The 23,872-nt window shown below is 41.2% G+C and carries 31 protein-coding genes; 6 read left to right on the top strand and 25 right to left on the bottom strand.

The window, feature by feature from the left end; translation table 11 throughout:
- Positions 1 to 42 precede the first annotated feature (42 nt).
- Together mraY and ltrA are read right to left on the bottom strand one after the other, a co-directional pair.
- The gene (mraY, locus tag MHH52_RS12685) at positions 43 to 996 is read right to left on the bottom strand and encodes a phospho-N-acetylmuramoyl-pentapeptide-transferase (protein WP_340008961.1); all 954 of its coding nucleotides are present in this window, start codon (positions 994 to 996) and stop codon (positions 43 to 45) included.
- 318 nt (positions 997 to 1,314) lie between these two features.
- Positions 1,315 to 2,577: a group II intron reverse transcriptase/maturase gene (ltrA, locus tag MHH52_RS12680; protein ID WP_340008960.1), complete on the bottom strand. Its 1,263-nt coding sequence runs from the start codon at positions 2,575 to 2,577 to the stop codon at positions 1,315 to 1,317.
- Between the two features lie 174 nt (positions 2,578 to 2,751).
- Here ltrA and MHH52_RS12675 point away from each other — a divergent pair, with 174 nt between their 5' ends.
- Positions 2,752 to 3,075 (top strand): hypothetical protein, encoded by a 324-nt coding sequence (locus tag MHH52_RS12675; protein WP_340008959.1) that lies wholly within the window; start codon positions 2,752 to 2,754, stop codon positions 3,073 to 3,075.
- A 178-nt stretch (positions 3,076 to 3,253) separates the two neighbouring features.
- Here MHH52_RS12675 and MHH52_RS12670 read toward each other — a convergent pair whose 3' ends face one another.
- From MHH52_RS12670 to MHH52_RS12645, 6 genes are all read right to left on the bottom strand, one after another.
- A complete protein-coding gene (locus tag MHH52_RS12670; RefSeq protein ID WP_340008958.1) occupies positions 3,254 to 3,724 on the bottom strand; it encodes a GNAT family N-acetyltransferase in 471 nt (156 codons plus the stop codon).
- 37 nt (positions 3,725 to 3,761) lie between these two features.
- Complete coding sequence (locus MHH52_RS12665; protein ID WP_340008957.1) at positions 3,762 to 4,316, bottom strand: hypothetical protein; 555 nt, start codon at positions 4,314 to 4,316, stop codon at positions 3,762 to 3,764.
- Positions 4,317 to 4,597: 281 nt separating this feature from the next.
- Entirely contained in the window at positions 4,598 to 5,341 is a 744-nt protein-coding gene (locus MHH52_RS12660; protein ID WP_340009624.1) for an ABC-2 family transporter protein, read from the bottom strand.
- A 48-nt stretch (positions 5,342 to 5,389) separates the two neighbouring features.
- Positions 5,390 to 6,139: an ABC-2 family transporter protein gene (locus MHH52_RS12655; protein ID WP_340009622.1), complete on the bottom strand. Its 750-nt coding sequence runs from the start codon at positions 6,137 to 6,139 to the stop codon at positions 5,390 to 5,392.
- 127 nt (positions 6,140 to 6,266) lie between these two features.
- Complete coding sequence (locus tag MHH52_RS12650; protein ID WP_340009620.1) at positions 6,267 to 7,322, bottom strand: ABC transporter ATP-binding protein; 1,056 nt, start codon at positions 7,320 to 7,322, stop codon at positions 6,267 to 6,269.
- 78 nt (positions 7,323 to 7,400) lie between these two features.
- Positions 7,401 to 8,180, bottom strand: a complete 780-nt coding sequence (locus tag MHH52_RS12645) for a GTP cyclohydrolase II (protein WP_340009619.1) — start codon at positions 8,178 to 8,180, stop codon at positions 7,401 to 7,403.
- Between the two features lie 194 nt (positions 8,181 to 8,374).
- Here MHH52_RS12645 and MHH52_RS12640 point away from each other — a divergent pair, with 194 nt between their 5' ends.
- Complete coding sequence (locus MHH52_RS12640; RefSeq protein WP_042127276.1) at positions 8,375 to 8,701, top strand: helix-turn-helix domain-containing protein; 327 nt, start codon at positions 8,375 to 8,377, stop codon at positions 8,699 to 8,701.
- Between the two features lie 91 nt (positions 8,702 to 8,792).
- Here MHH52_RS12640 and MHH52_RS12635 read toward each other — a convergent pair whose 3' ends face one another.
- The 12 genes from MHH52_RS12635 to MHH52_RS12580 all read right to left on the bottom strand — a co-directional run bounded on the left by MHH52_RS12635 (position 8,793) and on the right by MHH52_RS12580 (position 18,151).
- A complete protein-coding gene (locus tag MHH52_RS12635) occupies positions 8,793 to 9,677 on the bottom strand; it encodes an ABC transporter permease subunit (protein WP_340008956.1) in 885 nt (294 codons plus the stop codon).
- Positions 9,674 to 10,666 (bottom strand): ABC transporter ATP-binding protein, encoded by a 993-nt coding sequence (locus tag MHH52_RS12630; RefSeq protein WP_340008954.1) that lies wholly within the window; start codon positions 10,664 to 10,666, stop codon positions 9,674 to 9,676. The genes MHH52_RS12635 and MHH52_RS12630 overlap by 4 nt, the downstream gene beginning before the upstream one ends.
- On the bottom strand, positions 10,663 to 11,784 hold the full coding sequence (locus MHH52_RS12625; RefSeq protein WP_340008952.1) for a hypothetical protein: 1,122 nt from the start codon (positions 11,782 to 11,784) through the stop codon (positions 10,663 to 10,665). Before MHH52_RS12625 ends, MHH52_RS12630 begins: the two co-directional genes overlap by 4 nt.
- A gap of 54 nt (positions 11,785 to 11,838) precedes the next feature.
- Positions 11,839 to 12,357, bottom strand: a complete 519-nt coding sequence (locus MHH52_RS12620; RefSeq protein ID WP_340008950.1) for a sigma-70 family RNA polymerase sigma factor — start codon at positions 12,355 to 12,357, stop codon at positions 11,839 to 11,841.
- 178 nt (positions 12,358 to 12,535) lie between these two features.
- A complete protein-coding gene (locus tag MHH52_RS12615; protein ID WP_340008948.1) occupies positions 12,536 to 12,853 on the bottom strand; it encodes a hypothetical protein in 318 nt (105 codons plus the stop codon).
- Between the two features lie 147 nt (positions 12,854 to 13,000).
- The gene (nagE, locus tag MHH52_RS12610) at positions 13,001 to 14,452 is read right to left on the bottom strand and encodes an N-acetylglucosamine-specific PTS transporter subunit IIBC (RefSeq protein ID WP_340008946.1); all 1,452 of its coding nucleotides are present in this window, start codon (positions 14,450 to 14,452) and stop codon (positions 13,001 to 13,003) included.
- Between the two features lie 48 nt (positions 14,453 to 14,500).
- The gene (locus tag MHH52_RS12605; protein WP_313639662.1) at positions 14,501 to 15,007 is read right to left on the bottom strand and encodes a PTS glucose transporter subunit IIA; all 507 of its coding nucleotides are present in this window, start codon (positions 15,005 to 15,007) and stop codon (positions 14,501 to 14,503) included.
- A 22-nt stretch (positions 15,008 to 15,029) separates the two neighbouring features.
- Positions 15,030 to 15,902, bottom strand: coding sequence for a PRD domain-containing protein (locus MHH52_RS12600; RefSeq protein WP_313639663.1), 873 nt, complete (start codon positions 15,900 to 15,902; stop codon positions 15,030 to 15,032).
- 211 nt (positions 15,903 to 16,113) lie between these two features.
- Positions 16,114 to 16,500: a DivIVA domain-containing protein gene (locus MHH52_RS12595; RefSeq protein ID WP_313639679.1), complete on the bottom strand. Its 387-nt coding sequence runs from the start codon at positions 16,498 to 16,500 to the stop codon at positions 16,114 to 16,116.
- A gap of 93 nt (positions 16,501 to 16,593) precedes the next feature.
- Positions 16,594 to 16,953, bottom strand: a complete 360-nt coding sequence (locus MHH52_RS12590; protein ID WP_042127258.1) for a helix-turn-helix transcriptional regulator — start codon at positions 16,951 to 16,953, stop codon at positions 16,594 to 16,596.
- Between the two features lie 634 nt (positions 16,954 to 17,587).
- A complete protein-coding gene (locus MHH52_RS12585; protein WP_313639664.1) occupies positions 17,588 to 17,941 on the bottom strand; it encodes a GNAT family protein in 354 nt (117 codons plus the stop codon).
- An 18-nt stretch (positions 17,942 to 17,959) separates the two neighbouring features.
- Positions 17,960 to 18,151: a hypothetical protein gene (locus tag MHH52_RS12580; protein ID WP_340008943.1), complete on the bottom strand. Its 192-nt coding sequence runs from the start codon at positions 18,149 to 18,151 to the stop codon at positions 17,960 to 17,962.
- Positions 18,152 to 18,272: 121 nt separating this feature from the next.
- Here MHH52_RS12580 and MHH52_RS12575 point away from each other — a divergent pair, with 121 nt between their 5' ends.
- Positions 18,273 to 19,163, top strand: coding sequence for a GNAT family N-acetyltransferase (locus MHH52_RS12575; protein ID WP_313639666.1), 891 nt, complete (start codon positions 18,273 to 18,275; stop codon positions 19,161 to 19,163).
- A gap of 88 nt (positions 19,164 to 19,251) precedes the next feature.
- Here the strand turns inward: MHH52_RS12575 and MHH52_RS12570 are convergent, their stop codons facing one another.
- The 5 genes from MHH52_RS12570 to MHH52_RS12550 form a co-directional block, all read right to left on the bottom strand.
- Positions 19,252 to 19,614 (bottom strand): YmaF family protein, encoded by a 363-nt coding sequence (locus MHH52_RS12570; RefSeq protein WP_313639667.1) that lies wholly within the window; start codon positions 19,612 to 19,614, stop codon positions 19,252 to 19,254.
- 103 nt (positions 19,615 to 19,717) lie between these two features.
- Complete coding sequence (locus tag MHH52_RS12565) at positions 19,718 to 20,656, bottom strand: GNAT family N-acetyltransferase (protein ID WP_313639668.1); 939 nt, start codon at positions 20,654 to 20,656, stop codon at positions 19,718 to 19,720.
- 178 nt (positions 20,657 to 20,834) lie between these two features.
- Positions 20,835 to 21,188, bottom strand: coding sequence for a hypothetical protein (locus MHH52_RS12560; protein ID WP_340008942.1), 354 nt, complete (start codon positions 21,186 to 21,188; stop codon positions 20,835 to 20,837).
- A 162-nt stretch (positions 21,189 to 21,350) separates the two neighbouring features.
- Complete coding sequence (locus MHH52_RS12555) at positions 21,351 to 21,545, bottom strand: hypothetical protein (RefSeq protein ID WP_313639670.1); 195 nt, start codon at positions 21,543 to 21,545, stop codon at positions 21,351 to 21,353.
- A 20-nt stretch (positions 21,546 to 21,565) separates the two neighbouring features.
- Entirely contained in the window at positions 21,566 to 21,703 is a 138-nt protein-coding gene (locus MHH52_RS12550) for a hypothetical protein (RefSeq protein WP_313639671.1), read from the bottom strand.
- Between the two features lie 262 nt (positions 21,704 to 21,965).
- Between MHH52_RS12550 and MHH52_RS12545 the strand changes: the two genes are divergently transcribed.
- Genes MHH52_RS12545 through MHH52_RS12535 form a run of 3 tightly spaced genes read left to right on the top strand, consistent with a single transcriptional unit; the run spans position 21,966 to position 23,803 of the window.
- A complete protein-coding gene (locus MHH52_RS12545) occupies positions 21,966 to 22,340 on the top strand; it encodes a GntR family transcriptional regulator (RefSeq protein ID WP_340008940.1) in 375 nt (124 codons plus the stop codon).
- 3 nt (positions 22,341 to 22,343) lie between these two features.
- Positions 22,344 to 23,192 carry an ABC transporter ATP-binding protein gene (locus MHH52_RS12540; RefSeq protein WP_340008938.1) on the top strand — a complete coding sequence of 283 codons (849 nt, stop codon included), beginning with the start codon at positions 22,344 to 22,346 and terminating at the stop codon, positions 23,190 to 23,192.
- Positions 23,189 to 23,803 (top strand): ABC-2 transporter permease, encoded by a 615-nt coding sequence (locus MHH52_RS12535; RefSeq protein ID WP_340008936.1) that lies wholly within the window; start codon positions 23,189 to 23,191, stop codon positions 23,801 to 23,803. Before MHH52_RS12540 ends, MHH52_RS12535 begins: the two co-directional genes overlap by 4 nt.
- Positions 23,804 to 23,872: the final 69 nt, after the last annotated feature.

The raw sequence follows: 23,872 nt of genomic DNA, 5'->3' as shown, positions 1-23,872 counted from the left end.
TCATTATATCTACTTTTATAGATTTGTAAATATAAAAGTTATTTAGTGCATGAGATATTTCCAAATCAACCAGCAAAGCAGTACGGACATCCACGAAATGAAACCAAATATCATCACGATTTTGTTTTCGCTCCATCCGTATTTTAAACTGAAATGGAAATGGATCGGAGCCATTCGGAACAGCCGCAGCTTTGTTCGTTTGTAGTACCAAACTTGTAAAATGACCGACAACTGCTCCGCAAAATAGACAAAAAACAAAATTGGAAGCAAAAGCTCGACCTTCTCAATGACAGCCAAAATGGAAAGCGAGCCACCAATCGCCAGTGAACCTGTATCGCCCATGAACGCTCTTGCCGGATAAATATTATAAAGGAAAAGCCCAAGCAGACAGCCAATCATGACAAGGGAAAATGTCTGCACTTCAGGTTTGTCCGAAATCATAAAAAAGAAAAAATACGTTGGAATGGCCACATTGATCAGTAGCCCATCAAGACCGTCAGTAAAATTGATGGCATTTGCAGAGCCCACCACAAACAGCAAAATGATTCCGACATAAAGGTACAATGGCAATTGCAGATTGTGCCCTTGAAATAACTCAATATCGCTCGTCAGGCCGAACGAATGGAACAACACATACAAAATGGTTCCAGTAAAAATAAATTGTAACACTAGCTTTGAGCGGCCGGTGATACCGGACGGATTTTGCCAAAAAGCCTTTTTGAAATCATCCAGAAATCCGACCGAGCTGAACAGCAAAAACGTGACGCATAAGAGTAACATTAGAGATCCGGGATGAAACTGCAACGAGATCGCTATACCAATAAGTAGGACCAACCCTGCCATAAGCGGTGTACCACGTTTGGCCTGATGATCCGCTGGTAACTCGGAGCGAATCGGCTGCGTTAGCCCCAGCCTGTGTAGCGTCCAGATCAACAGCGGCGTAAACATCGCCACTAGAAGAAAAGACAGGCCGGAAATAGCCATAATTCCAAACATATAACGAACTCCCCTCTTTGAAAAGCATCATTTATAACACTTCCACTCCAAGTATTCCTACTCTAGAACCTAACTCACACTCACAAAATTGTTTCGAGAGTTATTAAAATCGCTTGAATTATGTACAGTTTTTATCCCTCTCGGTTTTATCTTTAGTAAAATCATAAATGTAAATAAACCTTTGATAAAGAGAAATTATTCTATTTTTATTTCCTGTTTTTGCTCCTCATTAAGAAATACTTCCGTCAATCGAGTAGGAGGGGGCGGCGAGCCCCCGGCCTCTCACACCACCGTACGTACCGTTCGGTATACGGCGGTTCATGAAATATTCCGTAAGAAGTTGTATCTGTCCAATACACTCTTTAATCCATTGGATTCCCAATATTGGTTATTCAATGCACGTTGCAGAATTGGACTCCCTGCAATTCGCCAATATCCTTTCCGAGTATTTCCCCACTCATAAGCTATATCCTTAGGCACGCCTAAGGATATAAGCCTTTTGACTTTGGTTCTCGGGTTCTTCCATTGCTTCCAGAGACACATTCGCAATCTCCTTCGAATCCACATATCCATCGCTTTAAAGGCACTTGGCGTATCCGCCAGCGAGAAATATCCGTGCCATCCCATCAAGTATCGATTGAGCTCCTGGATTCGTTCTTCCATTCGCATCGCTTTCTTCCGGGACGTTATCTCCCGAATTCGAGCCTTCGCTTTCTGCAAGGACTGTTTTGCTATCCTCACCTTGGGCTCTTTATCACTACTAAAGCTAAACCCAAGAAATTTCCGTCTCCATGGGCGGTCCACCGCACTCTTCGCTTGGTTCACCTTTAGTTTTAGTCTTGTCTCAATGAATCTGATGACGGATGCCTTCACTCGCTCTCCTGCTCTTGGTGTTTTCACATAGATGTTACAGTCGTCCGCATAACGGACGAAGCGGTGTCCACGTTTCTCGAGTTCCTTGTCGAGCTCGTCCAAAACGATGTTAGATAACAACGGACTGAGTGGACCACCTTGCGGTGTCCCTTCTGTTGTCGTATTTACTAGCCCGTTCTCCATCACACCTGACTGAAGATATTTACGAATCAGCAGGAGAACTTTCTTGTCCTTCACTTTAGCCGAAATCTTCATCATCAGTCGGTCATGGTTGACGCGATCAAAGAATTTCTCCAAGTCCAGGTCGACTACGAATCGATAGCCTTCTTTCATGAATGCTCTAGCTTTCTTTACCGCATCATGTCCTCGCCTTCTCGGACGAAATCCATAACTGTGGTCGGAAAACTCTGGATCGAACAACGGAGTTAGTACCTGAGCGATTGCTTGTTGAATCATTCGATCTGTCACGGTAGGTATTCCTAATAACCTAACGCCTCCGCCACCGGGTTTCGGGATTTCGACTCGGCGTACGGGGCTCGGTTCATAGATTCCTTCTTCTATCGCTTGCCGCAAGGTTTGCCAGTTTTGTACGATGTGTTCTCGTAAGGATTTTACGGACATCCCATCTACGCCATAACTTCCTTTATTCGCTTCAACACGCTTTAAGGCTTGCAGAAGATTTTCCCGTGACAGCAGTTGCTCCAACATTTTTTTTACCTCTCTTTACGTGATTTATACCTTCCTCTTGTGCCAGAGAATGAATTCTGCCCTGCCGAAGCTCCTCACGGGATTCACCGCTTCCTTCTTCAGTTAGGTCCTTTCGGTTTTTTTTTCTGCTTTCATTACCCACTCTGAACGCCTGGATGTACAAATACCTATTTCATGTTCAGCCCTTCCGCAGCTGTTGCAACAGCTTGCGTACTATGGCGTCTGCTGACTTCTGTGCGTTCAGCCTACTTTCACAAACAGGGTTACGAATTGACTTCGCCTACCGCACAGATCTCCCCAGGTAAGAACGCTATCTTCCTCTCCATCTATCTGCTTCATTTACTCTCGTATGCCTTTGACAGTATGGACTTTGGTTTGTTATGCAACCTCATCCAGCCTACGTTAGCCTTGTATGAAGTTCGTGTTCCTCAGACCGGAGATTTGCCGCTGGCTTCCTTCAGATTCCACCTCGCGATGGACACCCTTGCCTTAGGCTAATGGCTACTACTGCCTTCGCCATTCGGGACTTCAACCCTATAGATAGCGCCCATGCTGGGCGCACATAAATAAAGGACTGCCTATCGGCAGCCCTTTATTTATTGAACTATCGTCACACATTAGCTTACTCTCCAGTAATCGGAAATTGTTATCCCATTTAAAATATAATGGTCCGATATCAAACTTCAACTTTAACCATAACAATAAACACAGTACTCCCTTTAACGAATTCAGCTTCCCGGCTAAATCCCAATTTTTCATACAATCGTATCGCCCTATCATTAAACTTTGCCACGGTCAGACGTTTTGATCTTTTCTCGAACATTGTATCAATTTGGCTTAGAACAGCTGTGAAAAATAGAGTCCCATTTCCCTGCCCTGTAAACTCTGGTCTCATCCCTATGCCAATATCTATAAACCTCTGAGAATACGTATATGACTCATTTGGAACCTGCGCTGAGCTTCCTGCACAGAAGAACCCTACCAACTCTTTATTTTCATCAAATACGGAAAAATATGATTCTGCAAGCATTTCACTAATCGCTTCAGAAGATTGTTCATTATTGTAAAAATCATAGGGTGGATCATATCGCCAGTTTAATATATCAGTTGCAGCATCAGTACTCGTCTTATCTATGTGAAGCTCCATTATGCTCCTCCTTTTGTTCATAATCGATAATTACCCATCAGTCTATCCCCTCTAACTCCTGAAAAACTTTCTCTACGTCGCTATCAGGATTTATTGCTTTGATCATCTCTCTCGTAATGGCTGCGCCCTCATAAATCTTCGCAACAATCTCTATGGGTAGGGTGAGTTCAAAATAACCTTCTGCAAATTCCACAAAATCCTCAGCTGTACGGAAAATAGTCCCTATCAAAAAGTCCGAACCATCTTCTGCTCCATCAGGAATTTCTACCTTCCCTTGCTGCCACATCGAGTCATTATTTTCATACCAAAAGCAAAAAGTAACATCTTCCTTAGCTATCGCCTCATCTTCCAGTAAAGACAATAATGAGGTTGGGACTTCTTCATAGATCCCTGGCCAAACTTCATGTTCGTCCTGCGCATATGGACTTACTTCAGACTCATGATCAAAACCTTTGATTATCGTTCCTTGAGGCGCAAATATAATAAACAAATGATCGCCTGACCCATTATCGATGGATGCTATGGAAACATTATCATCTGATTCTGGAATAAAACTATGGTAACCGAAGCCATTCTTCTGGACAACATACAATATTTAAAGATGCAAGAATTTTCATGTTTTTCTTTAAATTATTGGGTTCCGGTAAAAGCTCAATCATACTCAATGTGTACTTCTCCTTGTTATCTTGATGAAAACCTAGTATATATTAACAATTTTAGCATAACTAAAGATCTTCTAGCGAAAAAAGACTGCATTGAAACAGACGATTTCACTTATCTATTGTATAGAATAGCACTAACAAGCATAAAAAAACCGCTCAGAATTGCCTCTGAGCGGTTGTACTAGCAACCAATTGTTTTCCCCGGCTTAACTCAAGACCCTGCTCCCTTATATCTTCTAACCCCATAACTCCAAGCTAATAGACCAATCCCAAGGAATATCGCACCTACTACTGGTGTCATCAGAGCAAGACTTGTCATCTCATCACGCTGCAGGAAGAGCGCTGCCGGATAGACTCCGACGAATGCAAACGGAATGATCCACGTAAGTAATACCTGAATAGCCCGATTGTAGATCGTTACCGGATAACGGCCATAGGTCTGAATATTGTACATTAGCGGAAGAATGCCAGTTGGTGCATCTGAATAGAAAGACAATGAAGTTAATGTTGTATAAATCCCCGTATAGATAGCAACCGCACTTAATGTAAGAATGATCAGAGCTGGTATCGTCCACCATTCAAAGGGAAGACCCAGATTGCCACCACTGATGGCCATAATAATAATACCTATGAATGAGCCCATAAGTGCTGGTGGATCAACATTTTCCAAGAAGATCTGGAACAAATTATGCGCCGGACGTGTCAAAATGCGGTCCATCTCACCTTTAACGATGTAACGTTCACTAAATCCCCATAGATTCACAAAACAACTAAACACCCCAAAAGGCACCATAAAGAATCCATAGACGAACACTACTTCGTTCTGATTCCAGCCACCCAGGCTGTCCGTATGCATAAAGATCACCATAATAAAGATAAAGTTGGTCGCCTGAAAGAGCAGGTCCGACACCACCTCTACCCAAAAATCTGCGCGATAGGTGAGCCGGGTCTTCATATAGTTCTTGATGTATTCAATTAATAATCCAAGGTAATACACGTTTCCTCAACCTCCCTGCACGAAGAGACGCTGCCGCGCCGCATGATATAGCCAGACAATTGGAATTAATAGCGCTAGGAACCATACGATCTGAATCCCTAGTACATTCCAAATCCCATCCCCTTGCACTCGTCCCGTAAATACTGAACCTGGCAAGTAAGTAATCGCCTGAAACGGCAGCACCTTAAGTACGGAAGATAGCCAGTCAGGAAACAGACTGATCGGTACGATCAGACCGGAGAACAAATCAACAATCACCCGCTTCATACGCATCATGCCCTCATTATTCTCAACAAAGAAGGCCGAGAGCCCAGTAATAATATTAATCTGTGAATTAATCAAAAAGCTGAAAAAGAGCATCACAAGAAAGCCTGCCCAAGCAGATGGCGCTGTCGGTAATTGAACCGGGAACAACAACATCGCTATGACCATACCGGGAATCATGAACAAGAGGAAGCGGAACATTCCCTCTCCAAGTCCTTGCATCATTTTAACTAAAACATAGTTATAGGGCCTTATAAACTGGATAGCGATACTTCCGTCTCGTATATCCGTAGAGATCTCACGGTCTAGATTATTAAAATAAAAGGCACGCGCCATCCAAGAAACAGCAACATAAGACGTCATTTGCGTTGCGGTAAAGCCACCCAGCGAATCCCCATTTCCATAGATAGCCATCCACGTAAAATAGTTAACCCCAATATTTAGTGAATAGATGAGAATGCCTGAGTAATAGTTGATTCGGTAAGCGAGCATAGTAAGAAAACGAATACGAATAAAATCGAGGTAAGCCCCAAATAGTAATCTACGGCTATTCTCCTGCAGACCACCTGAAGACGAACCTCCTGTGGATGAAGACGTAGCTATTTCAGCATTAATCTTATCAGACATTCAAAGCCTCTCTTTCATCCTTCAGAGCGGCTGCCATTTCATCGGGTTTATCCGCAGACCCAGATTGATAAATACTGCGAACAATATCGTCCGTATTCGTCTCAATGATTTTGATATCAGTAATATCTGCTTTTCCTACTACTCTTCCTAACACATCAGATACATTTAAATCTAACGGAATCCATACGGATGCTCCAAGATCATTCTCGGCAGACCAAGTAACTGGCATCCCCTCTGTCCAAAGCTCAAGCTGCTCACGTTTCGTTGCATTTCCAAATTGAAATTGAACTTCACGACCAGTTCCCCAGCGCTGCTTCAGATCTTCTAGTCCTCCGTCATAAATAATTCGGCCATCATCAAGCATAATCACACGCGAGCAAAGCGCCTCAATATCTTGCAGATCATGTGTAGTCAGCAGTATGGTTGTCCCATGCTCACGATTCATATCTTTAAGAAATTCACGAATCTCTGATTTCACCACAATATCTAAGCCAATAGTCGGTTCATCTAAAAATACAATCGATGGATTATGAAGCAATGCTGCGACTAATTCACAACGCATCCGCTGACCTAGACTGAGCTTACGAACAGGACGATTCAGCAGTTCTTGCAGCTGCAATCGTTCAACCAATTCATCCAGCCGTTTCTTGAAGTCTTGTTCAGATACACGGTATACCTTGCGCAGCAGCTGGAAGGATTCAATGACCCCGATGTCCCACCATAGCTGGCTGCGTTGCCCGAATACCACGCCGATATTTTTCACGAATTTCTCGCGCTCCAAATAAGGAACATAACCACCCACCGTAAGATTTCCTGAAGTTGGTACGAGAATACCTGTGAGCATTTTGATGGTGGTTGATTTCCCAGCACCGTTCTCGCCGATATAACCACAGATCTCCCCTTCAGGAATGGAGAAAGAAATATCCTTCACGGCAGTCACTTCCGTATATTCCCTTTTAAACAAATCAGCGAAGGCCCCTTTGAGACCTTCGCGGTTTTTTTGTACTTTGAATGTTTTGCGTAAGTCTTGTACTTGAATAGCAGTCATATTGTACCTCACTAAGCTTAATGTTGGGTTCCAGTAACCCATTATAATGTAAGAAGTGCAACAGCACTACCTTTATCTTTATTTAGCCAGTCTTCCTACAATTGGATTCGCGTCCTTCACTGCCTCTAAATGTCCTGAACGAGCCACTTTGGTGCGCAAGTACTTCTCGTTAAAAGAAGATACATCTCCCCATAGTGCTACTCTTTTAACAGCATTCATACCTGCAGCCTTGAGTGCTTCCAATTTCTTCGGATTGTTTGTAATTAACGTGACTGGTTTATGACGTAGATGTTGTAGAACGCTAATCGCTTCTGCATAATTTCTTGAATCATCAGCAAAACCCAGCTCTAAATTAGCTTCAACTGTATCGTATCCTTCTTCTTGTAAAAGATACGCTAAAGATTTGCTAAACAATCCAATGCCTCTACCCTCATGGTTAGCAAGATAGAATAATGCACCTGAACCGTGTTCGACGATCATTTTCATGGACTGATGCAGTTGGAAGCCACAATCACAACGTTTGCTACCAAAAATATCGCCGGTATGACAAATGCTGTGCATTCGAATCAAGGCTTCATCTGACCCTTCGAAATCACCATATACTAAAACACTGGATTGCTGTCCATCTGCGAGGCTCATGGATGGTAACTTTGAAATCAAAGCGGCTGTTGCTTCACTATTATCACCAAGAAGCTCTGCATCCGTAGTGTTCAGCCAGTTGTACCATTTAAAAGTAACGGTCTCTCCGTCTAAATTCACGGGTAAAGTAATCGGTCCAACCAATATATTTGTACTGTTTTCTAAAGGAATTCGAGTAATTTTATTTTGTAGGATAGAAATAATATCTGGTTTAATCATGGGTACACCTTCCTCAATGTCCATCGATGCTTAGCAGTAGCTAAACTTAAGGATCGAATATTAGTTAAAATATAAGTAACTATTTGTAAGTAAGTTTATCATTGTAATATAACTTCGTCAAGTTATATTATATCTTTAAATATTTATAATTACTTTATGTAAGTTTATGATATAATGAATGTCGAGGTGATATTATGAATGATTTCAACATGTGTCCTCGCTTTGAAAAAGCGGTAGACTTGCTAAGTAAACGTTGGGTCGCGCTGATCGTTTTCGTGCTTATGCCAGGTCCACGTCGTTTTGGCGAAATTGAAAGCTGTCTGTCCAATCTAAGTGGTAAAGTGTTATCTGACCGATTAAAAGAAATGGAAATCGAAGGTATTATTGAGCGAACCGTATATCCAGAAATGCCAGTACGCATTGAGTACTCTCTTACTCCAAAAGGAACAGCGTTGGCTCCTATACTTGGTGAAATTGGAAATTGGTCTACGGACTGGATTGAGCTTGGTGTTACAAATTAATCCGACTTATACTAACTTGAAGAGCCCTTTTTGTTCCGAAAATTCGGCAACAAAAAGGGCATTTTAAGTTCTTCGATGTATTGTTAAACTGCTATAGATCCTTCCGTTGAAAACGATACAATCCGATTAAGAACGCCAATAGTGTATAGAAGATCGCATAGACGATAAATGTATTAGATGGGACTGAGGTGAAGTTATCTAATCCAAATAGACTATTGGAAGCAATAAACATCCCGTTCATTTCGTTAATACTAAACAGTTCAGCAGTCATTCTGCGCTGTAACCCATCTACAGGCATAAGTAAGGACATTATACCCGTCATATTATTTAGAGTGCTAAGTGCTTCGGGCTTAGATAATAAAGAACTACTTACCTTGTCAATCATTCCTCCTAGCCATCCTGCTCCATAAAGCATCGTCATAAAGACTCCATTCCCAAGGGCCGAGAAGAATCCTGAACCCAGCATAGAAACAGTTATTAGCAACGGTACGATGGAAGAAAAGAGCAAAAATGATTTGAATAACGCTAATCCATCTCTTGGAACTGCGGCATGGGCTTGCGTAATTAGCAATATAGAAATAAATAAAATAAGCGCATAACCTATTCCCAGTGTTACATAACCAAGCCAGCGACCTGCATACCATTTCCAGCGTGGAATTGGTCTTGGAAGCAAGGCTTGCATCACTCCCTGCTCTGCCTCACCTGAAATGGCGGAAAATGAACTAAAAATAGCTAAAAAAGCAATTACAAAGGCTCCGAAGAAAAATCCAAACGATAAAATAAATAAACCATTTGTAAAACGAATAAGGAGTTCTTCTCCGCTAGGAATACTCGATCCGTGAGACATAGAACTTTGCCCGATCGTACTTGCAATAAACCAAAATCCTATAAGAAAAACCACGGTCATAAGTAATGTCAGCACCATTACTCTTTTTCGCAGCAATTCCTTCCAGGTCATACCCATTATAATTCTCATTCCTGTTCACCCCTGTGGTTTAGTCCTGATACAGCATTCATAAACCACTCTTCCAGACGTTCTTGCTGACGAGAAACTTCATACAAGGTCATTCCTTGTTCTACAATTAGCGTATTCAGCCACCCCACCTGCTCTTCACTTTCCAGCTCCGCTTCCAACCAAACTGTGCTACTGTCTATTGATTGTAGATTTACCAATCCATTTATCAATTTTTCTTCGGTATGGGAAGACACCCGAATCTGCAAGCCTGTGTTCTCATTCAGCCATGACAATAAAATAGGCGCATAACCGCCTACTTTAAAACGCCAGCTCATACGCTTGTTTAACACCTCGGACACTTTGCCATGCCGGAGAATAACACCGTTATTCAGTAGCGCCATTCGGTCACAGAGTACTTCAACATCCTCTAACAGATGAGAGTTTAGAAATATCGTAACCCCTTTTTCTTTTAGTTTCTGTAAGATACGCCGGACTTCCTGACGTCCAATTGGATCTAGTGCCGATGAGGGCTCATCTAAAAATACGATAGCCGGCTCATTAACAAGTGCACAAGCTAATCCCAGTCTTTGCTGCATTCCCTTAGAGTAATGCTTCACTCGGTCTCGTCCACGCTTACCAATTCCAACCTCAGCAAGCAGTTCTGGAATTCTCTTATCTGCTACAGAACGCTGCATTCCGCATAGTCGTGCATGCAGTCTCACAACCTCTTCACCTGTCAGCCATTCCTGATATCGATACAATTCCGGCAAATAGCCGATAACTGATTTAGCTTCCAGTGAACCAACTTTATGACCGAACAGACTCGCACTGCCACTTGATGGATGAATAAGACCTACTAGCATTTTTACAAATGTGCTTTTACCTGCACCATTAGGGCCGAGGAAGCCAAAGGCTTCCCCTTTCCCTACAGTAATACTTACATCTCGACAGCCGCGCCCGTTATCATATTCCTTGGTTAGGGACTTAGCTTCAATTGCAGCAGTACTCATGATTCAATCAGCTCCTGAACCTTGGTCATAAGCTTCTCTTTACTCGAATAGAGCTCACCTGATAAATTGAATAGCTGTCCATCCTGAATCCATGTTGCTTGATATACAGCACCGCGGCTGTATTCATAATGGTCAACAATAACTAAAGTGTCGCCCACCGTTATTTGTTCAGTATTTTCTCCAGCGATTAACGGCATTGGGATTTCTCCAGATAAGACCCGGCTTTGCATTAAGCTAGTCTTCAAATAATCTGGCAGCAGAGGAAAATTAACTACAGCTTCCAATGCTTCTTCCACTTTAATAGATGGATCGATGTTCAGTACTGGTGTGTTCATTTGCGACAGACTTGCCCAGTGACTCTCGTCTGATGAGAGATTGTAGCTCACAATTTCCGGAATATGAAGTGTAATCGGTTTACCATCAATAGATTCGGGCAGCAAATGCTCTGCTCCAATTTTTTTCAGGGCTTTGTTCACTTCGTCCACTTTCAGATTAAGTGTAATATCTTGCGAAGCGCCTACCGAAACTGTATTTTTCCCTTCCACTAATGCAGCGTTTTTAGCGGGATACCCAAGAGTAGCCTTCAATTGATCCGCGGGCACCTCACCAATATTAGCTCCGTTAGTGTTTGTAAACTCACCAAATTGGTTAATTGATCGATTAAGTTCACCGTCTTCAGCTACTTGTGTGAAAATATTACGAAGATCACTTTCTTGTACAACTGTAACCTGTTCCATCCGGAACTGATTCAGAATGGATGCCATTGCTGTGTTGCCAATCGGAGTCGCGAGTATGACAGCAAAGACCGCCACACTTGCTACTACAGCTCCCAGCTTCCGGCGACGGTTCATACGTAGACGCCGCGGACGCTTAGCTTGTTTATCTTGGTTAACTACAAGCATGTCCTGTACTGCAGTAGGTTCTGACTCAAATTCAACGCTCTCTACATTTGCTGGCTGACTTAAGTTCACAGAATCCTCAGTATGGGTCTTCGGATTTTGACTCCATTCCGCCCACCGAGGATTATAAGGCTCATTCTCTAACTTACTTTGCAGCTTAGCCCAGGCTTCCTCTGTACTTTGCTTATCTTTATCTTGCTTTCCTGAATAGTTAGTCATTACTGTACCTCCTGAATTATAAAGATTACTTCGTAGCTGCTCTTCGATTAATGTCTACTTTGTCTGGGGTATCGCCTTCGTTGCATTTTGTCTTAGCTTCTCTGTCGCTCGGTGAAGCAGGGTTCCTACTACTGGAGGTTTTACACCAAGCTCTCCCGCTATCTCCACATAACTGTACCCGGAGTAGCGAAGGAGAAGCGCTTGTCTGTCTCTTTCAGGCAGTTCATTCAGCCAGACATGTACATCCTCCTGATCTAGCTTACTGATTATGATTTCTTCACCTGAAGGGGGAGATTCACTGGCATCATAAAGCTGCTCTTGTTTATTCTGTAGCCGCCGTTCCCTCGCTTTTTTGTCCAGATAATCATATCCAATACGAGTGAGGACTCTATGAAGCCAAGCACCCAGCGCTGCTGGATCATCTGGTGGATTACGGTACAATCTTAGAAAAACTTCTTGCGCTAAATCATCCGCTGCCGATTCATCGCGTACCAAAGCGGCAAGCTTACGTCTGACAACAGGATGATGTTCATAAAATATTGCTTTAAAAATTTCAGATTCCGGAATTTCCATTCTGTAAAGCCTCCTTATCAGCTGCAGCTATAAGTAAGACGACCGTCAGCGCATTTTTGTATCAGAATTCTTCAAAATTATCATAACCAATCTTCAAACATATAAAAAAGACAGCTCCTCCTTATTACAAGGTAACTGTCTTAAAGTGTCCGGTCTCACATATCTATTTCGACCCCAATCATCGTATTCGAATGTATCTGTTCAGAATCTTTTTTGATAAAATACTCCGCTCCAGCTTAAGCTCCAAGAGCTGCTCTTTCCACTGAAACACTTGCTCGGAATCTTCATTCTCTCGCAGCTTCTCAAACAACTTCATGATCAATATGTTAACGGCATCAAATTGTGACCATAATTCTATGACACTTTCTTCCTGAACCTGGGGGGCTTCTGATACCGCGCTAAGATTCTTTAAACTCTCTATGATGTCAGCCTGCCACTGTCCATCGTTAATTGCTTTGGCATAATTTAAAAGGTCCAGATAATCGTCGACTGACATATGTACCGACTCCTTTGTCTGTTTATACCAAGTATTATACTAGGCATTATATATATTGCAACACTTTATCCCTAAGAACACAAAAAAAAAACAAAGGCCAGTATGCGGACTAGCCCTTGTTTTAAGAATTCAAAGAATTCAATTTAATTAGAGTAACTTCTCAATATCCTCTTTGTATTGTTCTGATTTCGGACCAAATACGATTTGTACAGCACCTTGACCAAGTCTCATCACACCGGAAGCACCAAGCTGTTTCAGCGCTGAATCTTTAACGGCTTTCTCGTCTTTAACGATAAGACGAAGTCGTGTAATACAAGCATCAATATTGACAATGTTTGTAGGTCCGCCGATGTGCTCAAGAATTTGAGCAGCCTTGGAAGACGCTGAACCTGTTGCGTTACCTTCAGTTGTTGCTACAAGCGCATCATCATCATCTTCACGTCCAGGTGTCTTAAGCTTGAACTTCGTGATGATAAAGCGGAATAACACGTAGTACAGAACGAAGAAGCACAGACCTACAGGGATAAGAATCCATGCATTGGTGGATAGTTTCATGTTCACCAGGTAGTCAATCAAACCAGCGGAGAAGCTGAAACCAAGCTTAACATCTAGAATATACATTAATGCCATTGAGAAACCAGTTAGTAAAGCATGCACTAAGTACAATACTGGTGCCAAGAACATAAAGGAGAATTCAAGGGGTTCTGTGATCCCTGTTAAGAAAGAAGCGATGGCAGAACCGACGAAGATGGAAGCAACCATTTTACGTTTTTCGGGTTTAGCTGTATGAATAAATGCAAGTGCTGCACCTGGAAGCGCAAACATCATGATTGGGAAGAAGCCTGTCATAAACATCCCAGCTGTTTTGTCTCCAGCGAAGAAACGATACAAGTCACCGTGTACCAATTCACCAGCTGCATTCGTAAAGTCACCAATTTGGAACCAAGCAATCGAATTAAGCACGTGGTGAAGTCCAATCGGAATCAATAAGCGGTTAGCTGTACCGAAGAAGAACGCTCCTACTGCTCCCAAAGATACAACCCAGTTACCGAAATCACTAATTACATCTTGTATAGGGCTCCAGACCATCCCAACTAATACTGCAAGGACCATCGTGGATGCAGCTGTAATGATTGGAACAAAACGTTTACCAGCAAAGAACCCGAGCCAATCTGGCATCTTAATATTATGATATCTCTTGTATAGGAATGCTGCCCAGGCACCGGCAAATATACCTCCAAGCACACCCATATTCAACACTACATCATCATTGATGAAGGAGAACTGAAGGGGTACGACAGCCAGAATCTTGGTCAGCACCATGTATGCAATTACTGCTGACAAGGCTGCTACGGCGTCTTTGGCAAATCCAATGGCGACACCAACCGCAAAGATCAAGGCAAGGTTTCCGAAGATAGCACCCGCACCGGCGTTTAGAAATGGAACAAAATATTGGTTCAGGAATCCTCCGACTGCGGATCCTAGATGCAAATCTTTTTCAAAATCAAGCAATCCAATCCCTTGCAGAATACCTGCCGCAGGCAAAGTTGCTACCGGAAGCATAAGCGACTTACCTAATTTTTGTAGAAAAGCCAACATAACAATATCATCCTTTCGATTCAATAGTAGTAATGCTTTAGTAGCTTATTACTTTGAAGCCACAGTAAGAATCAGATCCTGTCCTGCTGTAACCTGACCATAATGTCCGTTCACTTGAGGTGGTGTATCCTCTGTACTGGTCACGATTACAGGCGAAATTGTGTCACAACCTGCTGCGCGAATTACGTCCAGATCAAATTCGATTAAGGTTTGACCTGCTTTCACTTGATCTCCAGAGGCAATATGACTGACAAATCCGTTGCCCTTAAGGCTGACCGTATCGATTCCGATATGTAACAGCAATTGCACACCGGAGGCATGTTCCAGAATAACTGCATGACTCGATTTCACGATATGAGCAACCGTGCCATCAAAAGGAGCTTTTAGAATCCCTTCGGAAGGTCTGATTGCAATCCCGCTACCCATATGACCACCAGCAAAGGTTTCATCAGGAACCTTTGTTAATGAAACTGCTTCTCCACTGATTGGTGCCATGATTTCGATTGTATGTCCAGTATGTTTCTCTTCTTTTTTTGATTTCCATTTGGAAAACATATGCTCCACTCCTCTAAAGATGTTAATTTTGTTTCACCAAGGTCTGAAATAATCGGTGTAAGTGCATCGCCAGGAAACACAGCTCTTCTTCCGGGATTTCTACACCTAGAGATCTTTGCATTACTTTGCCGAGTTTTTGAGATAACTTGTATTCCTCTTTGTATTCCTTCTTAATATGTTTCACAAAGGGATTATCTATTAGTGATCCCTTCAAAATACGTTCCAGCGAAAACCGTAAATGGATCATTAATCGAATATGATTCATACTGCCATGCTCAAAAGTTATATTCCGTTCTTGCTGAATCATGTCTAGAAGTTCACTCACAATATTAGATGCTTTTACTAACTGACCCACCGATACATTGTTAACTGCGGAGTACACATGATAAGTAAGAAATCCAACCTCGTCTTCGGGAATTTGCACCTGAAATTCAGCATTGATCTTCTCTGATGCCTTGTAAGCGATATCAAATTCCTTCGGGAAAGACATCTTAGTTTCTTGTAAAAAAGGATTAATAATATCCATCCCGTTGCGCAGACGGTAAATGGTGAACTGAATGTGGCTCGGGAGTGCCAGATAAATCTTGTCGTTTAATTTGTCAGGAAATTGACTTTGGATATCAGCAATTATCTCATCAGTTATTCTCATCACTTTGGGATCTATGTCTTCCAGCAAAATTTGATACTGACTCCAGGCTTCGCGGTCTTCTAGACGAAACAATTTCTCAATACGAGGATCGTTTCCTTCAATCACACCTGAACCTTTCACAGCAAAACCAATACCTTTGCCAATGATGACATATTCCTTGCTGTTCTTGCTTCCCTGAACCATTACAACGTTGTTCCCAATCACACGCTGTACTTGAAATTGCTCGATCTCCCGCGACAAGCTCATCACTCCTTTCTCATATTATCGTCAATTAAGAACAAAAAAAGCCAAGAATGCCTCATCGAGATGAAGTCAATTCTTGGCTCATGCCCTTAACGGTAACACGCCACTAAAATATAAATGATCATTTATGAACATATCATAATTCATGAACTGCTAACTCGTCAATGGTAAATTTACAAATGTCAAGCGGAGCACCTGATATCAAAATTCATGCTTATAAATAGCTTTCGATTTGGGGAAGCTTTTCTTTAAGCTGACGAACATTGGTCTCCAATTTTAGAATGACCTCTTCTAATTCCTTTGGGTCGATGCCTCGAAGCACTGGAACTTGAATAACCTCTGTGGCTTTGGTTTCTGTCTTTAATTCTCGCATCTCCAGCTGCTGTTCTTGCCATTTATCCATCAGATCAGCGATCGTCGCATAAAAACGCTCATAATCCTTGATCACGCTATCTAGAAATGTATCTACTTCCTCCGCATCGTAACCGCGAAGCTTCATACTGAATTCTTTTTCATGTATGGTTAGAGCATCTAGTGTGATGCCAAGTTGGCTGAATAGCTTACGTTGTTTGTCCAATCGACGTTTCATATGTTCATCCATCATTTGTTACCTCCAAGTATATACTGCAATTATCTGGCAGTAACCATTATAACAGGGTGAGAGCATCCTGAAAATATAACTATAGTTCCAGTTCTAGAAGTTATCCGCAACCGCCTTGTTCAAAATACCTAAGCAGCGATCAAGATCAGTCTTCACCTGCTTCTTATAAAGCTTCGCTTTCTCTTCTCCATCAGAAGTAAAATGATACAAGACAATTTCTTGAAAATCCACCTTCGGGTCATTCCCTTTTAGCTGTTTAGTACGATATAAAATCCCTTGCTGTACCAACTCATGCAAGGCGCGATAGATTTCGCTCTGTGGAGGGGAATATCCATGTGCCTTGAAATCTCGACGTAAATCCTCAAGCATTTGGTATCCATACCCGCGATGTTGTTCTACCATCGTTATAAGATACACCTTGATAAAAGCCCGTTGAGCAATCATAAACGCCATATAAACCCTCCTCATGTTGTATTTTTTTTGGCTAATCTTACCTTCTATAACTCTAGTATAAGCACTATTCTCCAACTTTCACAACCTGAAATGTGGTAGTGGGTTCACTTTTTCCAATATGTATCTGAATGTAGTAGATAATGATGATGATTTATATGGAAGTACGTAGAGAGAGTAGATTTTTGTACTTTTCTATTGTGAATTTTTCATATGATGAAAGTGCATAATATAGAACTATAGAAGGTGCTTTCTAGGATTTTCTTTAGAAAAGAATTGTGCTTCCGAAGCAGCTATGGACACAGTTGACCTTAAATGCAGCATTATCCCACATTTGGAATGCTAACGGACCCCATAGGCGCTATTGGCATGACAAACAGCAAATATATAGTCCTTCCTAATGAATAGCTGCACTGGAGTCCGAAACTATGCTCCAAAGGCTAAAAATCTGCAAATAACGTCATCTGGGTCCAGACCTTTAGCGGATGATTGAGCCATGCTGAAACAAGCTGCCCAGCTCATGAACCATAACGAAAACAGCGATCCTCCAGTAATGGAAGGATCGCTATTCTGCGGAATTTCTCATTCATTGAAAATCAAAGAATGAATTCAAAGTCCCTTTCAATCTTACAAATCCTCACTCGTTTTTCTCCATAAATTCATCCTTTGTCAATCCGAACAATATCAAATCATAATATCGCCCATTCGTGTAGATCACTTTCCGCCGCACGCCCTCTTGAACACAGCCGACTTTCTTTAACATCGTTATAGAACCTTCATTACCTTCAAGCGCACATTCATTGAATTTATTTAGTCGTCGCTCGAAAAAAGCATACTTTAAGAGGATCGTTATAGCTCTCGTCCCATACCCTTTACCTCGATGATCTTTATCCACTTGCACGCCTATACTGAACGTACTATTTTTCTCGTCAATGCTATTCAGATTTACTCCCCCAACATTCTCACCATGCAAATTTTCGATCGTAAACATTAGTCTATTGGATGAGAACTATGCATAAGTTTCCGTAAAATTCTTGGCCTCTGCAATAGTAGGTGGTAGTTCAACAGCACATTGTAAGAGTCGCCATGCTGGAGTATCGAAACGATTCGTGTAATAGCCTTCCCAATCCCCTTCTTGTATAGATCGCAATCTGATTTTCTCGTCTTTCCAGTAATAATTACTATAATCTATTTCTCTCATTTTCTAGCCTCCAAATATTTTCGGGATTGTTTTTTTATAATAAACATTACTTTAGAACGGTGTAGTAAGATATAACCATTATCCGTGACTATGAAAAACACTTTGGAAAAGAGGCTTACTTATGAGCGATTACCAATTGATCAGTGATTATAAGCATATCGAAAAATATAAAGAAAGCTTTAATACATTAGCTAAGACGATCTTTGGGATCGATTTTACACCTTGGATTGAACAAGGGTGCTGGAATGACAAGTATATTTGTTATTCCTTTGTTGACGGAGATCACGTGATAGCAAATGCATCCATAAACAAAATGACCATTATTTTAAATCAAACAGAGTATAAAGCTATTCAAATTGGCACTGTAATGACACATCCTGATTATCGTATGCAAGGATTATCCAGAAAATTAATAGATCATATTATCGCTATGTACGAACATGAATGTGACTTCATCTACTTATTTGCAAATGACAGCGCTTTGGACTTTTACCCTAAATTCGGATTTGAACGCATGCAAGAAAGTAGCTTTTCGATTAATGTTACTCATCTTAGTAATCAACCGTCTAAACCCTACTCTGTGCGGCCCTTATCTACGAATAATTCTGTTGATTTCACCTTGATAAAAAAGTTCGCAGAAGAAAGAATACCGGTATCCTCCGTACTCAGCGTGATAAACAATGAACATCAACTGCTGTTTTATTTTATCCTTCCATTCCATGATTCCTTTTATTATATTGAAGAAGCTGATGTTGTTATTATCTTTAAACATGAAGATCATCAGCTTCATATTTTTGATATTATCAGTACTACAAGTATTGATATCGACGCGATATTGAATAGCATTATTTCTCCTGAAACTGAGGCTATACATTTTTATTTCACACCAGATTATACAATAGATCACATTAAGGCAGAATTAATTCCCCAGAGTGAGGATACTTTGTTTGCGCGTCCACTTTTAAAAGAACTACCTAAACATTTCATGTTTCCCATAACCTCACATGGCTAGATTTACGTAAAAAAAGGATGCCAACCGGCATCCTTTTTTATTTGCTCTTTCATTCCGCGTGAGCTTCATTCCATACCTAATTTATTCATTACACAAGTGGAGCTTGAATCAATGTTGCGAAATTGAATCGGTGTACGTGACCATCATTTAATGTAGTTTGGCCAGATACAAAATGTACATGCTTGCCATTTCCGACTGAAATAGCAGGGCCTGTTCTTATCTTTTTCAGATTATGAAAGTGGTTCAAGAAATCAGTTCTACTAAGATCAATTTCATGGATATGGCTATTCCCTACTCGAATCGCCTGCCCCGTAACACCTGCAAAGCGATGGTTATGTCGATCTGCACCTTCTTCAGCCAATTTAGTACTACCTTCAAATTCATGTACATGTCTCTGTGCAAACTGAGAATATAATGTTTTCTTCTTTAGAGTAGCTTTTTTCTTCAGCATCTGTTGTGAGCCTCCCTATAATTATGGACTTCACAACATTCTATTAAGAAAACACATTTTATGTTCTTAGTAAGTGTCAGCGTAATCCATTATGATTTGTTCGCTACTCGCGTGCAGGAAGATACATGCTCTGTATCTCTTGTACCCCTGGAACAAATCCTAGATTTAAATAAACAGACTCCGCGTCATTACCTTCCATGACATATAATCTTAGGAAAGGATACTTATCTTTAAGGAGATGAAGCCCTCTTTTCAACATCAGTGTAGCTAACCCTTTACCTCTGTAAGTGGGTATTACACCAATACTGTAGACTGCTGCGTAGTCGTCTTGTAAACCCAAGAGACAATTCGCAATTAACTGTCCCGATTTCTGATCATACACAAGTGTTGACGCTGTAAGTAATTCTTCATTTGTATAATTAGGTTCTTCACTCGGAATAAAATCTTCATAAGAGAATTTCTTTCTCCTAATCGCTTCGAGACTTCCATCAAAGCTCGCATAGTTACATTCGGCAATTTGCTCTTCAAGAAAAAATCGTTTAGCACCCTGTCCATTATCTTCGATCTGTGGACTTCCAATCCTAAATTCTTCGTTCCATTTGACCTCGAAATGATCTGTGGGACGCTGCATCCAGCGGCATCTGAACTCATCAGGCCAAAACCCTGCCCGTGCAAATAATTGAACTTGATCCGGTAAAACCTCGAAGGTTTTTATAGGTTTAGTTCGATCAGACCAATATATCAAAAGCTTTTTTAGTAATTTCAACAGCACATATGTATCGTTAAACGGTGGAATAACAAATAAATGATATATCCGATTAGGTGACATCCTTACTCCACCTATTTTAGACTCACCTTTATAGATCCAGAAAGCATTTTTTTGGGCAGAATTAAACCCATCTTCTCTAAAAAAGCCAATATATTGGATATTATAATAGATGGAACAGTAAATTCCCCATTTATCAGATTCTGCCTTACGAATAGAATAATCATTACTTAACTCGTATGATATCTCATCCTCAGACCATTCTTTTAATTGCATGCACAATTCCTCCTCGCTAGTTCTATCACCTGCTATCTTCCATAGTATCACGCCTTAAAGTAAATGATTGGTAATAAACACTTATAATGATTATTTACTAAACTACACTTGGTCCGAGGAATTACACATGACAAGCGCTTTGTCCACTTGGATTCTTGCATCATCAAGATGGTTCCATTCATAGAATAGATCCGACAAAAATATAAAACCATGTCCCTGCAACGCAAAATGAAGCATGGCTCGCACGTAAACTTAACCAGAACCGAACGAGCTGATTATCTGCAATATCCAGCGATAGCCAAGCAACTTCATCAGCATGGATACGCGCCCATTCAGCCGCAAGCGTTGTTTTGCCAAAACCTGCCGAAGCCGCAATAAGCGTCACCTTAGCACGATTCTCATCCATAAGTCTGGACATTAATCTTGTGCGCTGAACATAATAAGGAGCTTGTTTCGGGATGGTGATACGTGAGGCAATGATCGATTGTTGAGAATAAGTTAACGCAATTGGGTTCTGAGAGGGAGAATTCATGGGATCCTTCTCTTGTAAGTTGTCTTTGTTATTCCCAAATAAGAGGCAGTTTTAAATTTTAACCATTGGTAAGTAATAACATGACATTCTAGGATGATGTATAGTGTGAACCTTATCCGTTCTTATATTTTAAAAATAGACTGCCCTTTGGTAGCCTTCTCATTAATATGTTCTCAAGCACAGCCAAAAGGCAGCCCCAACAGCTATAAAAGCTGCCAAAGTTACAAAGAGAACATACCCCCGCTTTGTTGTAGTAACCGTGTGATTATCATAGAAACCAGGTTTTCGTACTAGTCCAAACCATAGATCAGCAATTAAACTTACAACCACCAGAGAGAAATTCTTAATGATTCCCACTTCATCATCTCCTTCTGCATTTACATACCCTGTCTATTATTGTTCTTAATCTCACGCAATGTCTCATTCAATTCATCCATTTTCTTGATCATAGTATACTGATTGCTAATCATCATGATTAAACCAATGAAGAAGAAAATCACAAGAAGTAAACCCATACCTGCACCCTTCCTTCAACAGCTGAAATCATTCTTTTTAAAATTCCAAGCTTCGAACAACATGGCAACCTAGATTACGATAGCAAGAGAATTTATATTTATGATCCTTATGCTAATAATCCTGCCGCTATTCATTAGTGCCACAGGATACGGAATTCCACTATATTGTGAAAAAAGTATCAAAAAAATCACTTGCTCAAACTCGAATATTGTATATAATACATATATACAATATTAAAACGTGCGATCAAGGCGGTGAACGATGAATATCATAATAAGCAACTCCAGTGGACAGCCAATATATGAACAGATTGTTTCACAGATCAAATCTCTGATCATCACTGGAGAGTTGAACGAAGGCGACGCACTGCCGTCCATGCGACTTCTAGCCAAAGAGCTGCGCATCAGTGTTATTACGACAAAACGAGCCTATGAGGAACTGGAGCGTGAAGGTTTTATCTATTCCGTTACAGGTAAAGGCAGCTTCGTCGCAGCCAAGAATATGGACTTTATTCGCGAGGAACAGCTTCGGGTTATCGAGGATCATATGCAACATATCATTCAGGCAGCCACTTTATGTAAGCTGGATCTCCCAGAATTAATTCAGATGATGACCATCCTATATGAGGAGGAATAAGACATGGAATATGCCCTAACACTTCAGAACGTATCCAAGACGTACGACGACTTTACTTTAAAAGATATCTCACTTCAATTACCCACAGGTTGTATCATGGGCTTCATCGGCGAGAACGGCGCTGGCAAGAGCACCACAATTAGACTGATATTAGATCTGATCGCAAGAGATCATGGGAAGATAAACATTCTAGGCAAGGATAATAAAGAGGATCTCGACGCTGTGAAGGAACACATTGGCGTTGTGCTCGACGAAAGCAACTTTCCAGAGAATCTTTCAGCCAAAGATATTAACACCATTCTCAAGAGAATCTACCGAACATGGGACGAAGCTAAATACTCTGAACTCATTAATCGATTCTCCTTACCAAACAACAAGCCCGTGAAGGATTATTCCAAGGGGATGAAGATGAAGCTATCCATCGCCACTGCGCTCTCGCATGACAGCAAGCTCCTCATACTAGATGAGGCTACAAGTGGGCTTGATCCGATCGTTCGAGAGGAAATATTGGATATATTCCTAGAGTTCATTCAGGACGAACAGCACTCCGTGTTCATATCCTCCCACATCACTAGTGACCTTGAGAAGGTCTGCGACTATATCACATTCATACATAAGGGCAGAATTGTGTTTAGCGAGCCTAAAGATGAGCTATTGGAAACATACGGTGTGTTGAAATGCTCGGAGGATGAGTTAGCGAAGATCAACCCTTCGATCGTAAAGGGTGTTCGGAAACATCAATTTGGCGTAGAAGCATTAGTCATCAAGGATCACATTCAAAGCAATCACACCATTGACACCGCTAACTTAGAAACCATCATGTTATTCACTGTTAAGGAGGGAGTAAAATGAAAGGGCTACTATTAAAGGATCTACTCAACTTGAAGAAGCAAGGCAAGATGTATCTCATTTTGGTTGGGTTCTATCTCGTATTTAGTATCGCTATGAACAATACATCCTTCTTTGGTGGAATGGTCTGTATATTGAGTGCTATGCTCCCAGTCACCGCGCTATCTTATGATGAACGAGCCAAGTGGGACAAATTTGCGCTCACCATGCCCGTTTCGAGAAGAGATATGGTTACGAGTAAATATGTACTTGGACTATCGTTCTCCTTGCTTGGCGTCATCATTTTCTTCCTTTGCAATCTCTTAACGAAGGTTGAACTATCATTAAACTTGACAACATCACTAGTCTTTCTCGGACTTGGAATACTAGTCCTGAGCTTGACCCTGCCGATCTTATTTAAGTTTGGTGTGGAAAAAGGACGCATACTTATGATGCTCATCTTCTTCGTCCCCGCTGGAATTATCATGTTACTACCTAACTTGGGCCTGTCATTTACTCGCCCTAGCGAGAATTTGTTGAAGATGCTCACCTATGCAGCTCCTGTAGCACTTATAGCAATCGCTCTAATTTCTATCATGGTATCCATCCGGATCTATCAGAGGAAGGAGATATAGCTTGGCATGTGGGGTCATCGTTTCCATGACAAAACAATAAATCTCCAAACACCCATAGTTTATTAAAAA

The sequence above is a fragment of the Paenibacillus sp. FSL K6-0276 genome (assembly GCF_037977235.1).
Taxonomy (GTDB): domain Bacteria; phylum Bacillota; class Bacilli; order Paenibacillales; family Paenibacillaceae; genus Paenibacillus_AQ.
Note: the sequence above shows the minus strand (reverse complement) of the source record. Positions and strands in the feature narration are given on the sequence as shown.